The organism is Spirosoma profusum, assembly GCF_014699005.1.
Classification (GTDB): Bacteria; Bacteroidota; Bacteroidia; order Cytophagales; family Spirosomataceae; genus Spirosoma; species Spirosoma profusum.
In genome coordinates this window covers 39,879-53,338 of the sequence record NZ_JACWZY010000001.1, presented here as the reverse complement: position 1 = coordinate 53,338, position 13,460 = coordinate 39,879, and the positions used below count along the sequence as shown (strand labels likewise).

Below are 13,460 nucleotides of genomic sequence, written 5' to 3'. Positions count from 1 at the left end.
TGTCCGCAAGTAATGTTATTTATAAGTGCGGACATCTTGTCCGCGTTACATGACTAAACTTTCTGATAAATTCGAATAAAAACTTCCGGTGTTATCTGGTCGTAATTTCCCTGCTGTAGATCAGGATTGACTTCATACGTAATTAAATCATCCAGCATATCAGGAAGTTCGCCGAATAGTTTGTTCGCAGTCGATGCCGTGTATTTCTTTTTTACCCAGATCAGACGTTGCTCAGGCTCTTTTCCCCAGGCCGGATTGTCGCCCAGAGCGAGTTGAATTTTAGCCCAGTCGCTGAAAAAATATTCCTGCAAAAGCGGAATAATCCGGTCGCGAAAAACGCTGCATAATTCAGCCAGCGTCGTTACGTTCGTCAGATATGCATGACCAATCTGATGATCCCGATTGAGCAGGCATTCGATACGTTCGTTGATGGTACGTAGCAGTTGTGCCAGATCGATACCGTCGACAACACCCAATAACGATGCATCGGGCAACATTTCCCGAAACGCAAACCGCCGACGTAACGCAATATCGAGCAGGGCGATAGAACGGTCGGTGGTGTTCATCGTACCCACTACGTACAAATTGCCGGGCACACCAAATCGCTCGTTTGAGTAGGGCAGTGTGAGCCACAATTCGTTTTTAGCGCCGAGCCGTTTATCGGGTTCGAGCAACGTAATGAGTTCACCAAATACGCTTGCTACGTTCGCCCGGTTCAACTCATCAATGAGCAGATAATGCGCCGGGGCTTTGTTCAGTTTCTGCCGCCGATTTTCCGGCGTATCGTTCAAACAATCGGCCAACGTACCATAGCCCGCCCGCTGAATCGCAGATGTACAGGCACTGTGAAAAACACCTTTGCGAATTTTATAACTAATCTGACCATTAGCGCTTTCCGGGCGTAAGCCTTCTACAAATTCTTCATAGCTATAGGCCGGATGGAACGTAATGAGACTGGCGTTTTCGTTACGTAGATAAGGCTGGAGCGCGAACGTTTTTCCCGTTCCCGGCGGGCCAAACAAAATCAGATTAAGCGGCTGCGACGGTCGTTCTGGATGATGTTGATACGTTGATTCAGGCTCTTCAACCGAATGGCCATTCAGGTGTATTTCACCAAGTTCGGGGTTATCTGCGAGCCGAATAACCTCACTCAGATACGCTTCGTCTTCGGCGGCCCGGTATACATCCGGATTATGCCGTGCCGAATGCGGACCACGCTTGGCAATTTCGACCAGTTCGGTCAGGCAGTCGTGCCAGCATGTCTGAATGGCGGGTTTGTAGAGCAGATGCGAATTCGATTGCCCGATAATTGCCGCTACGTAAGACGACTTTTCGCTGATCGTACCAAAATCCAGTTCGTCGAAAACCTGGAGTTCCTCCTGACATGATTTCTTGACAGTCAGCCAGAATTCGGGTTCGCCCCGATGGGGTTTCACCAGCCGTAGCGCCCAGAAAAAATTGATATTCGCCGTAATCGCCCGCTGATCTTTACGTACCGTAAATGCCAGCCGCGCATCGCCGTTTGGCAGGTTCACAATGTCGATCAATTCCTTGAGCAACCCAAAAAAGCGCCGGACAGCTTCGGGGTGGCCGATGTCTCGAATACGCTCAAGGAGAAGTTGCTGATTGGTTTCGATTAACATAAGAAAGTTATACCTTACAAATTTACAATTTTTCGCCGTTATTTAGTAGATTAGCTAGTACGTTCACCCACTGCTTTACCAACGATTATGAAACTTCTGTTACGTTTGAATTACCCTCTCGCACTGGCAATTATCGTCTTCGCCTGTCAGCCGAAAGACGAACCAGCACTTGCACCGGTCTGCCAACTAACCAGCACCACCGATCAACTTATCGAAACCAGCGGCCAACTGACGGATGAACTGAAACGTACCTTCACCTATTCGGGTAATGCGCTGACCAGTCTGTCAGAGCGGTCAAAAAATAGCGATGCCAGTTTCCAGATCGAGTACAATAACAGTCTGATAACCAGAGCTAACAGTGGTCAGGATGTTATTACGTTGACCTACGGCTCTGCTACGTTGCCCAACAGTGCTACGTTCACCCGAAGCGGTAAGGTTCAATCTACATTTAGTATGGAATATGCTCAATCCGGTAACCTGACACGTATCACCGAAAATAGACAGATACTACCGTCCAGTTCGACGGTAACGGAGCGTAGCTATACGTTCACGTACGACAATGCTGGCAATTTAACCAATGAACGAGGGCGATTCGTGCTGGCAGGTGGTGCCATTGGCGAGCAGGAAGTTGAATACACGTTCGACCAGAAGCCGTCCCCTTACACGCACGTAACAGAGTTACCGATATTGACTTTAATAGCACTCAGTCAGGCTGTAGAAGCCAAACCCGGTCGTTTCTGGCACATCAATACACCTATTACGCAGAAAATGTACAATATCAACAGCGGTAACCGCTCGATGATCGAATCATCGACGTTCAAACCGGTTTACGACGCTGACAGCAAAATTACGACGCAGGCCCAGACAGCCTTACTCTACTTAACTGGTTCGCAGACACCTTTCACCAAAAACAACCGACAGACGTTTGGGTATCAGTGTCAATGATTAAACCGGCTTATTACGCTGTCTTTTAAAGGAGTAAGGTGCTAAAACAGTGAAACCACTCTTAGTATTTAATTAAAAATACCGAGAGTGGTTTCACTGTTTTAATCAATACGTATCAGCCAGCACTAATTACCGCTCAGCCGCAACGTACTGCTTGCTCCAAACAATAGCCTTCCTGAACTACTATAAATCACCCGTTGGGCTAATCCCAGATAACTCACAGGCAACGTAACGGCGTGATTGATCGTCACTACGTCGCTGCTCAACGGTACCCGGTTACATGACCAAACACTCGCGTCGCTCCAGACGCCCGCCTTCACACTGTACATGCTCACACAACCGTTCGGGTTAACCACATTTAGCTGAAACGTCGTCGACACCGACTGACCACCGGGGTCCACCGCCGTCACCGTCACGTTGTAGGGGGTTCCCAACGTCGTCGACGCAACGCCCGTAATCGTGTTAGGCGATACAAAACTCAAGCCCGCTGGCAAACCAATCACACTCAAGGTGAGACTATTCGGCGTTTCGGCATCGGTGAAGGTGTTGGCTGGAATGGTATAACTGAATGCCGCCCCCAACGTAGCACTCTGGGGTGGAACCGGATTGAGCACCATCGGTGAGCCATTGGCACAATACGTCAGCCAGTTGTAGTTGAAACTAGCCATCCCCGGGGTGCCCTGCTGACGAGCCGTTATCGTGATGACTGGATTATCGGTGTAGACCGTCAACGAAAATGGCCCCGTATACGTAGTGGCCAGCAGCTCGTTGACCACCGAGAGGCTGATGGGCTGTCCGTTAGTGCCGCTGTAGCTGACGTTGAAGTTGATCCGACGGGCGTAGTAGGAGATGTGATTACAGTCCAGCATCGTTGCACTGGTGATGGCAAAGCCAGCAGGCGCCACACTCAGACTGAACGTAGTGACGGCTGATAAGCCACCCGGATCGGTCGCCACCACGCTCACGTTGAAGGGTGAACCCAACGTAGTGGACGGCACACCGGTGATGGTGCTGGGCGAGACGAAACTCAGTCCGGCGGGCAGTCCACTTACCGAAAGCGTAAGACTGTTAGGCGTTTCGGCGTCGGTGAAGGTAGTGGCCGGGATGGTGAAGCTATAGCTGGCTCCCAACGTAGCCGTCTGCGAACTAATGGCCGTAGCCACCGTCGGGGCGGTATTGGCCGGGTTGACCTGATGGGTAGCTGTGGCTGAGCTTCCAGCAAACGTAGCATTACCCTCATAGGTAGCGGTTAACGTCTTGGAACCGGGCGTGGTGGATGTGAGCTGACAGCTTCCCGTACCACTGCCTAACGTAACGGTGCAGCTTCCCCCCGCGCCATCGCTCAGGGTGACGTAGCCCTCGGGTGTGGGGCTGCCCGCGGACAGGGCGGACACGCTGACGGCTACAGTATACACCTGACCTACCACCGACGGATTGGGCAGGTGTGAGGTAATAGTGGTGCTGGTGTTATCGAAGACGGGCTGCTGGAAGCCAGCGGTGAGCTGGGCATTGACAGCAGTGAAGGAGCCGACACTGACCTCACCCACGGTGAAGCTGATGTCGATGGCATTGGCACCTGAGCCGACTGTAGCGCTGCCACCCGAGGAGCCAATCACCCGGCGGTCGATGGGCGACTGAGCCTTGAGTTGGGTGGAGCTACTGCCAACTGCGGTCAGGATGACTAGCCAGAGTAGAATATAGTTTTTTGTCATGTTTTGATCCGGCTTATTGGTTGTGTATCCTATTCACGGACTAATTCCAGGAAATGGTTATGGATTTTTTTCAAAATCCGTAACCCTATAATTCCCGGCGATTAGTTAAGACGGATAATGGAATATCTGTGGGATGAATTATTATAATTACTGATAGGAAAGCCAGCAGCGCCACCATATCCTTTAAGCCTAACAGGTTGGCCGGCGGTTAGTGCTGCCATTACGGTGAATTCAACATGACCTGTCAATGTTTGGGTGGTTTTATACACAACATTGTTTATGATCAAATCAACCACACCCGATGAACCATTGATGTCTCCAGTATTTTCTAAATTCACCACGATCAGATAGTTACCTGTGTTGGCAGGCGTAAATACCCCACTGGTAAAAGTGCCTGACCCCGGCGTTACCGTAACTCCGGTGAAGTTAATAGTTGCTGTTCCATTAGCAGGTATTGTTGTAGTTGCAGTAGTAGCTACCAACTGAACAGCTGTAGTTCCCGCACCCGCCGGCCCTTGTGGGCCTGTTGCACCCTGCGGGCCAGTAGCTCCAGTAGCTCCGGCTGGACCAACTAGGCCTTGTATCCCTTGTGGACCAGTTGCTCCTGCTGGCCCCGCTGGGCCAACCGGACCTTGTGGTCCAGCGGGGCCAGCAGGACCCGGATCACCTTGGGGACCTGTGTCACCGGCTGGACCTATAGGGCCCGTCGCTCCTACGGGTCCCACAAGGCCAGCAGGGCCAGCTGGCCCTGCTGGCCCAGTTTCACCCTGTATCCCCTGCAGACCAACTGGTCCAGGATCGCCTTGTATCCCCTGTGGACCGGCTGGACCGGTTTCACCTGTGGCACCTGTTGCACCGGTCGGTCCTGTTGCACCCATCGGACCAACAGGCCCTTGGGGGCCGATAGGACCAATTGGCCCTGGATCACCTTGAGGCCCTTGGAGGCCAATAGGACCAGCTACACCTTGTGGACCTTGAGGACCCGTTTCACCCGTAGCACCCGCCGGGCCAGTCAAACCCATCGGGCCAACAAGACCTTGAGGGCCTTGAGGACCAGTAGCGCCTGTGGCACCCGTAGCGCCCGTCGGGCCTGTCAAACCCATAGGGCCAATAGGGCCTTGTGGGCCTTGAGGACCAGTAGCGCCCATGGGTCCCGCCGGACCCGTTGCACCGGTGGCGCCTGAAGCGCCCGTCGGACCCGTTACCCCCATTGGACCTACCGGACCTTGGGGACCTGCTGGACCCGTTGCTCCGGTGGCACCCGGTAAGCCTATCGGTCCAGTTGGACCTTGTGGCCCGGCCGGACCCGTTGCGCCCGTAGCTCCTATCGGCCCAATTGGACCCTGAGGACCGGTTGCGCCCGTCAGTCCTGCAGGTCCCGCTGGACCCGGCTGATTAGATTTCTCGGCATACAGCGCATACGGCACGGCCACCATCTGAGTGATGGCCAACAAGACCGGCGTCATGCCCTGCATTAATTCCGCTTTCAGATAACGATCACCCGTGTTCCAGCTGATGCCTGCGAATGTACCAACCGAGGGCGTACCACCCCCGATTTTCAGGCTGAACTGCCCTCGAGTGTCGGTGGTTAGGGTGTGGGATTCGGTGTAGAGAGCCGTAGTGCCAGCCCCATCGCTGGTGATGCTCATTTGTAACGTAATGCTCTGGGAGACCAGCGGTTGGCCCGTGCTATTGCGGGCCACACCTTGATAGTTGATAAACTGTAAGCCGCTTTGTGCCCAGGATGTCAGGGCCAACAGGCAACCCAACACCAGGAATGTAAATCGTTTTTGCATAGATTAAATTGGTTAAACAGAAAAAGGAAATAGATGGAAAAAAGGATAAGACATTACCCTGAAATCAAGCCGGTAAGCAGTAGATAATGTAGAGACAGCCTAATCGAAGTACAGAACAAACACAGCTAACAACTATATCCGTATCAGGAAATGCTGTTGAGCACGAAACACAGTAGATAAGCGTGAGCTTAACGTATCGACCAGGCAATACCTATGAAGCATAGTAGGCAAGTCTGGAGCTAGGAAAACCAATCCGTTTTCTCTAACCTGATCGACGAAAACTTACTAAAACGAAAGACAATAAATTAAAACTATATGTTACCGAATTCAAGTATTTCGCGCTCATAACGTATACGTTTTATTATGGACGCCAATTTATTAATAAACTATTGTGCGCAGTCTATTTTTTACTTTTCGGTAGGTAATCATTACGTTATGCCCTTATTTATAAAGTCGTCTGAAGCTTCAAAAAACAACATCCGCTTTGCTGACGCGGTCGCTATACGACCAAATAAAGCTCGGCAAAGTCATTATAACATTAATCTACCAGGAATGGTAGGGTTTTTCGTTGGACTAAAAACAATGAGACCACGAATAGTCGCCCGCTACGTTGCTGGCGATCATTCGTGGTCTCAGTTAAATTAACCGATACGGGAGCAGCCAGCGCTAATTCCCGCTCAGCCGCAACCTACTTCCGCTACCAAAGATCAATCGCCCGCCAGCACTATAAAGCAACCGCTGGGCAAATCCCTCATAACTCGCCGGTAGACTCACCGCATGGTTCACCGTCACTACGTCCGTACTCAACGGAACCCGATTACACGACCATACCGTAGGGTCGCTCCAGACGCCCACCTTCACACTGTACATGCTCACACAACCGTTCGGGTTAACCACATTTAGCTGAAACGTCGTCGACACCGATTGACCACCAGGGTCCACCGCCGTCACCGTTACGTTGTAAGGCGTGCCTAACGTAGTAGAGGGAACCCCCGTGATGGTGTTGGGCGAGACGAAACTCAAGCCCAACGGTAAACCATTCACACTCAACGTCAGACTGTTGGGCGTTTCGGCATCGGTGAACGTAGTGGCCGGGATGGTGTAGCTGAAAGCCGCTCCCAACGTAGCACTCTGGGGTGGAACCGGATTGAGCACCATCGGTGAGCCATTGGCACAATACGCCTGCCAGTTGTAGTTGAAACTAGCCATACCCGGCGTGCCCTGCTGACGAGCCGTTATCGTGATGACTGGATTATCGGTGTAGACCGTCAAGGAGAAAGGACCCGTATACGTAGTGGCCAGCAGCTCGTTGACCACCGAGAGACTGATGGGCTGTCCGTTAGTGCCGCTGTAGCTGACGTTGAAGTTGATCCGACGGGCGTAATAGGAGATGTGATTACAGTCCAGCATCGTTGCACTGGTGATGGCAAAGCCAGCAGGCGCCACACTCAGACTGAACGTAGTGACGGCTGATAAGCCACCCGGATCGGTCGCCACCACGCTCACGTTGAAGGGTGAACCCAACGTAGTGGACGGCACACCGGTGATGGTGCTGGGCGAGACGAAACTCAGACCGGCGGGCAGTCCACTCACCGCCAGGGTGAGGCTGTTGGGCGTTTCAGCATCGGTGAACGTAGTGGCCGGGATGGTGAAGCTGTAGCTGGCTCCCAACGTAGCCGTCTGCGAGCTGATAGCCGTAGCCACCATCGGAGCGGTATTGGCCGGATTGACCTGCTGGGTAGCCGTGGCCGAACTGCCCGCGAACGTAGCACTGCCTTCATAGGTAGCCGTTAGGGTTTTGGCACCCGGCGAGGTGGATGTGAGTTGACAACTGCCGGTTCCACTACCTAACGTAACGGTGCAGCTTGATCCTGTGCCATCGCTCAGGGTGACGTAGCCCTCGGGGGTGGGGCTGCCCCCTGAGAGAGCGGAGACGCTGACGGCTACAGTATACACCTGACCTACCACCGACGGATTGGGCAGGTGTGAGGTAATAGTGGTGAGTGTGTTATCGAAGACGGGCTGTTGGAACCCGGCGGTGAGCTGGGCATTGACGGCCGAGAAACTGCCGACACTGACCTCACCCACGGTGAAGCTGATGTCGATGGCATTGGCACCTGAGCCGACTGTAGCGCTGCCACCCGAGGAGCCAATCACCCGGCGGTCGATGGGCGACTGAGCCTTGAGTTGGGTGGAGCTACTGCCAACTGCGGCCAGGATGACTAGCCAGAGTAGAATATAGTTTTTTGTCATGTGTTTTCATTTCTTGTAAACATCCTTTCAAACACAACTTCATGGGTGCCATAAAAAGTAAATAGCTTCCAGCATGTTTTGGTAAAATCAACGTAGTTGCTATTTCTTAATTAAGGCGGGTTATTGTATACCGATTAATTAAAGGTCCATTGGGCACTTGAATAGCAGCACTAGTGCCATAGTTTAAGATCCTCACAGTTTGGCCGGCACTTAACGTCAATACTGTTGTAGAAGAAGAGGGAGCTATTCCCCCTCCATTTGCTATTGTGAAACGATCAACAACAGAAACATTATTAACCATTATTCCTTGAGCGAAAAAGTTATTCGGTTGAGTTTGGTAAAGTAAATCAATGGTTATTGAATAGGTTCCAGAGGATGAAGTGGTAAAAACAGTTCCATCAAAGGTTCCTGCCCCTGGTGTTACTGTATAGCTGGTAAAGCTGATGTTTGCTGTGGTGTTAGAAGGTATTGTCGGATTTGACACTGTCGTCGCCACCAACTGAAGCGCCGTAGTTCCCGCACCCGCCGGACCTGGAGGGCCTTGTGGACCGATTAGTCCTTGTAACCCTTGTGGGCCAGCAGGTCCGGTTGCGCCTTGAGGACCAGGAGCACCAATTGGCCCAGTGGCGCCTTGTGGGCCTATAGGGCCAATTGGTCCCATTGCACCTTGCGGGCCTGGTACTCCAGCAGGGCCAGGGTCACCAACTTGCCCTTGTGGACCGGCTGGGCCAATATCACCTTGTGGGCCTGGAGGACCTGGAATACCAGCAGGTCCCTGATCACCAATCAGACCTTGTGGGCCAGTAGCGCCAACAGGACCAATTGGCCCGGTTGCGCCAACTGGTCCTGCTGGTCCTGTAGCACCTTGCGGTCCCGTTTCACCCGTGGCTCCCGAAGCACCCATCGGTCCAGTCAGACCCACTGGACCTTGTGGCCCGGCTGGACCAATCGGTCCGGTTGCGCCCGTAGGACCGATATCACCTTGAGGACCTTGCGGGCCGACTGGACCCGTGGCGCCCACCGGTCCAGCTACGCCTTGTGGCCCGGCTGGACCAATCGGGCCCGTGGCACCGGTGGCTCCAGAAGCACCCGTCGGTCCGGTTAGACCCTCAGGCCCTTGCGGTCCGGCTGGCCCAATCGGGCCAGTTGCTCCGATGGGCCCTTGGGGGCCTGCTGGACCAGTGGCACCAACTGTACCTGAAGCACCCGTCGGACCCGTTGCTCCGACTGGTCCTTGCGGTCCTATGGCACCTTGTGGCCCCTGTGGACCAGCCGGACCCGTGGCACCTGTGGCACCCGAAGCACCGGTCGGTCCAGTTACGCCCACCGGTCCTTGTGGCCCGGCTGGACCAATCGGGCCGGTTGCCCCCTGCGGTCCGGCGGGGCCAGTTGCCCCCGTTGTGCCCGATGCACCCGTCGGTCCAGTTAAACCCATAGGCCCAACTGGACCTTGAGGCCCGGCCGGACCTGTAGCACCAACCGGCCCTGCCGGACCTTGCGGGCCGGTGGGACCCGGCTGATTAGATTTCTCCGCATACAGTGCATACGGCACGGCCACCATCTGAGTGATGGCCAACAAGACCGGCGTCATGCCCTGCATTAATTCCGCTTTCAGATAACGATCACCCGTGTTCCAGCTGATGCCTGCGAATGTACCAACCGAGGGCGTACCACCCCCGATTTTCAGGCTGAACTGCCCTCGAGTGTCGGTGGTTAGGGTGTGGGATTCGGTGTAGAGAGCCGTAGTGCCAGCCCCATCGCTGGTGATGCTCATTTGTAACGTAATGCTCTGGGAGACCAGCGGTTGGCCCGTGCTATTGCGGGCCACACCTTGATAGTTGATAAACTGTAAGCCGCTTTGTGCCCAGGATGTCAGGGCCAACAGGCAACCCAACACCAGGAATGTAAATCGTTTTTGCATAGATTAAATCGGTTAAACAGAAATGGGAATAGATTAAATAGGCGATGAGATATCACCTTGAAAAACAAACTAGTTGATTGATATAAGCAGTAGGTAACGTAACGATCGTTACGTCATTGAATGAAGCTGCCAGTCAGCTGTTTTTGTCGGTACTCAACCCAGAATCCAGAAGAAGGTTGCGCGTGCCAAAACCCATAGGCCGCGTAAAAGCACCTCTGGTCAATTCGGCTTAGGCATTGGTAAAATGGCCTGCGGTGGTTGAGCGAGCAGGCGGATTGTATTGGAGAAGAATGGGGTAAAACCAGGGCAATTTGTTACTGATACTGAGCGATGTGGATTCATAGTGAGGATGGTTTTCTTATGAATTACCAAGTTATAAATAAAGCTATCTATACCCGCTCATTTTTATTTTTCGGTATGTTAATCAGTACGTTACAGCCTTTCTTGTAGACTCTTTGAACATTGTTGAGAGCAAAAAATGAGTTTTTTTGTCATGCTGACGCAGGAATTATCTTAACGTTTCTTCACTCTCAGGTTTGGATACGTTAAGATAATTCCTGCGTCAGTATGACAAAAAAAGGCAGACGTTACGCCAGATAACTCCCGATGCTCACTACGTCGGCGAAGACACCCGATGCCGTGACTTCGGCGCCCGCACCGGGGCCTTTTATAACTAATGGCCGATCTTTGTAGCGTTCTGTCGAAAACGAAACGATATTATCGGCGCCCGTTAGCTGATAAAACGGATGGTCGACGCCGACCGTTTTTAGTCCAATAGAGGCTTTGTTGTTCTCAAAACTGGCAACGAATCGCAATTTTTCGCCGTTGGCTTCGGCATCGGTCAGCAGCTTTTCGAAATAGGCGTTGTTACGTTCTAATTCATCGAAAAACGCGGGAACCGTGGGCGCTGCCAGACAGGAATCAGGTAACAGATTGGTAATCGTTATGTCTTCGGGTTCGAGCGGGAAACCGGCTTCACGAGCCAGAATCAGAATCTTGCGTGCTACGTCCTGACCACTCAAATCGTCGCGGGGATCGGGTTCGGTATATCCTTTTTCTTTGGCTTCCCGTACTACGTCGGCAAAGGAACTGCCGGGACGGAACGTATTGAAAATGAACGACAACGTACCAGACAGAATCGCTTCAATCTTCAGAAAACGATCGCCCGAAGTCAATAAGCCTTGCACCGTGTTGATAATGGGTAAACCCGCTCCTACGTTGGTTTCGTAGAGAAATTTAACGCCACGATTCAGGGCGGTACGTTGCAGACGCCGATATTCGCTGTAAGGGCCGGAGTTGGCTACTTTGTTCGGCGTAACAACCGAAATATTCGCGTCGAGCAGCGACTCGTAGAATTGCACAATGTCTTTATCGGACGTACAGTCGATAAAAACCGAATTGGGCAGGTTGTAATCTTTGATTTTATCAACAAAGGCGGGCAGCGACGTAGTAACACCTTCGGTCAGCAGCCGTTCGCGCCAGTCGTTGAGCGAAATACCTTTGGGATTGAGCAGCATTTTTTTGGTGTTGGTCATGCCAACCACACAAACTTTCAGCAGTTTCTCTTCCCGCAAAAACTCCGACTGATCGAAAATCTGTTTCAGTAATGTTCTGCCAATCAGCCCCGTACCGACAAGAAATAGGTTCAGTACGCGAGCTTCAGATTGAAAAAAGATATTGTGCAGGGCATTAAGCGCTTTCGAGAGGTTATTTTTATTGATGACCACCGAAATGTTGATTTCCGACGATCCCTGCGCCACGGCCACAATATTGACCCCGTTTTTACCCAGCACAGAAAATAATTTCCCGGCGATACCGGAGCTTTTTTTCATACCCTCTCCTACCGTAGCAATCACCGACAGATCGCGCTCGATAATAATGTTGTCGATGTGTCCGTGTTCGATTTCGGCAGCAAATTCGGCATCGAGAATAGACTTTACGTGTTCGGCCCCACGCGGGTCTATTGCGAAACAGATGGAGTGTTCCGATGATGCCTGCGAAATCAGAATAACACTAATTTTATGAGCTGCCAGAACACCGAACAGTTTGGCCGATACGCCCGCTACGCCGATCATTCCTGACCCCTGCACATTGACCAGTGCAATGTCGTCGATACTCGAAATACCGGTGATCGTATATTGCCTCCGTTCGGCGGTTCGGCTCACGGTCGTACCTTTGTGCGACGCATTGAACGTATTGAGTACACGTATCGGAATGTTACGTGCAAACGCCGGTTGCAGGCTGGGCGGGTAAATCACTTTGGCTCCGAAGTGGCTGAGTTCCATAGCTTCGGCATACGTAATGGTCGGAATGTTGAACGCATTGGGTACTTTGCGCGGGTCGGCCGTCATCATCCCGTCTACGTCGGTCCAGATATCGATGAACGTAGCATTCAGTGCAGCCCCAATAATGGAAGCCGTATAGTCAGATCCCCCCCGACCTAACGTAGTGGTTTCGTTTTTCACGGTCGAGCCGATGAAACCAGTAACCAGCTGCAAATCAGTATTTTTATCGAAATGATCTTTTATCAGTTGGTTAGTCAACTGGTAATTCACTTCAGCATGACCAAACTGTGCGTCGGTTTTGATGAGTTGGCGGGCATCGCAGAATTGCGCCGGAATGCCCCGGCTTTTGATACATTCGGTAATAACCGTCGTTGAAAGCCGTTCGCCAAAACTGGTAATCAGATCATGGGTGCGGGGCGAAAGTTCCCGAATGAGCGATACACCACGTAGCAGGTCTTCCAGTTCGTTGATAATTCCCCGAACGTGGGCGAAAACCTTACTCTGCTCCTTCACCGGAATCAGGGATTTCACTACGTTAAAATGCCGATCTTCAATCCGCCGAACCAGTTCCATATAATCGGTTTCTCCAGACATGGCCATCCGCCCGATTTCAATTAGCTGATTCGTAACCCCACCCATTGCCGAGAATACGACTGTAATCCGATCGTCGTTCTTCGCTTCGTCGTTGCGACGATAATTGTCAATGATTTGAATGACCTGTTTTATACTTTCTACGGACCCAATCGAGGTGCCGCCGAACTTAAGAACCTGCATTTCTAGGAAGTAAATTATATCTGTTTCGTCTGATCTCTAGCAAACAGACTGCCAATCATTCGCGCAAGTTAATCAGGAAGCCCCGGATGACGACAATTTCAAGGGTGTAAAGTAAGCGTGGGCAAATCTTT

General features: G+C 52.1%; 7 protein-coding genes. 1 reads left to right on the top strand and 6 read right to left on the bottom strand.

Annotated features, from left to right (window positions below; genetic code table 11):
- Positions 1 to 53: 53 nt before the first annotated feature.
- Positions 54 to 1,643 carry an McrB family protein gene (locus IC229_RS00130; RefSeq protein WP_190884889.1) on the bottom strand — a complete coding sequence of 530 codons (1,590 nt, stop codon included), beginning with the start codon at positions 1,641 to 1,643 and terminating at the stop codon, positions 54 to 56.
- A gap of 87 nt (positions 1,644 to 1,730) precedes the next feature.
- Between IC229_RS00130 and IC229_RS00125 the strand changes: the two genes are divergently transcribed.
- Positions 1,731 to 2,588, top strand: coding sequence for a hypothetical protein (locus IC229_RS00125; protein WP_190884888.1), 858 nt, complete (start codon positions 1,731 to 1,733; stop codon positions 2,586 to 2,588).
- A gap of 125 nt (positions 2,589 to 2,713) precedes the next feature.
- On the opposite strand, the gene IC229_RS00120 is transcribed toward IC229_RS00125, so the two are convergent.
- From IC229_RS00120 to thrA, 5 genes are all read right to left on the bottom strand, one after another.
- A complete protein-coding gene (locus tag IC229_RS00120) occupies positions 2,714 to 4,300 on the bottom strand; it encodes a putative Ig domain-containing protein (RefSeq protein ID WP_190884887.1) in 1,587 nt (528 codons plus the stop codon).
- Positions 4,301 to 4,401: 101 nt separating this feature from the next.
- Positions 4,402 to 6,096, bottom strand: a complete 1,695-nt coding sequence (locus IC229_RS35670; RefSeq protein WP_262893375.1) for a collagen-like domain-containing protein — start codon at positions 6,094 to 6,096, stop codon at positions 4,402 to 4,404.
- 666 nt (positions 6,097 to 6,762) lie between these two features.
- The gene (locus tag IC229_RS00110; protein ID WP_190884886.1) at positions 6,763 to 8,349 is read right to left on the bottom strand and encodes a putative Ig domain-containing protein; all 1,587 of its coding nucleotides are present in this window, start codon (positions 8,347 to 8,349) and stop codon (positions 6,763 to 6,765) included.
- A 106-nt stretch (positions 8,350 to 8,455) separates the two neighbouring features.
- Positions 8,456 to 10,270 (bottom strand): exosporium protein, encoded by a 1,815-nt coding sequence (locus IC229_RS35885; protein WP_317171494.1) that lies wholly within the window; start codon positions 10,268 to 10,270, stop codon positions 8,456 to 8,458.
- 587 nt (positions 10,271 to 10,857) lie between these two features.
- Positions 10,858 to 13,329 (bottom strand): bifunctional aspartate kinase/homoserine dehydrogenase I, encoded by a 2,472-nt coding sequence (thrA, locus tag IC229_RS00100; RefSeq protein WP_190884885.1) that lies wholly within the window; start codon positions 13,327 to 13,329, stop codon positions 10,858 to 10,860.
- Between the last annotated feature and the right edge of the window lie 131 nt (positions 13,330 to 13,460).

Excerpts from the sequence above, each read along its gene's own strand:
- IC229_RS00130 (WP_190884889.1), bottom strand. The coding sequence starts at position 1,643 with ATGTTAATCGAAACCAATCAGCAACTTCTCCTTGAGCGTATTCGAGAC.
- IC229_RS00125 (WP_190884888.1), top strand. The coding sequence starts at position 1,731 with ATGAAACTTCTGTTACGTTTGAATTACCCTCTCGCACTGGCAATTATC.
- IC229_RS00120 (WP_190884887.1), bottom strand. The coding sequence starts at position 4,300 with ATGACAAAAAACTATATTCTACTCTGGCTAGTCATCCTGACCGCAGTT.
- IC229_RS35670 (WP_262893375.1), bottom strand. The coding sequence starts at position 6,096 with ATGCAAAAACGATTTACATTCCTGGTGTTGGGTTGCCTGTTGGCCCTG.
- IC229_RS00110 (WP_190884886.1), bottom strand. The coding sequence starts at position 8,349 with ATGACAAAAAACTATATTCTACTCTGGCTAGTCATCCTGGCCGCAGTT.
- IC229_RS35885 (WP_317171494.1), bottom strand. The coding sequence starts at position 10,270 with ATGCAAAAACGATTTACATTCCTGGTGTTGGGTTGCCTGTTGGCCCTG.
- thrA (WP_190884885.1), bottom strand. The coding sequence starts at position 13,329 with ATGCAGGTTCTTAAGTTCGGCGGCACCTCGATTGGGTCCGTAGAAAGT.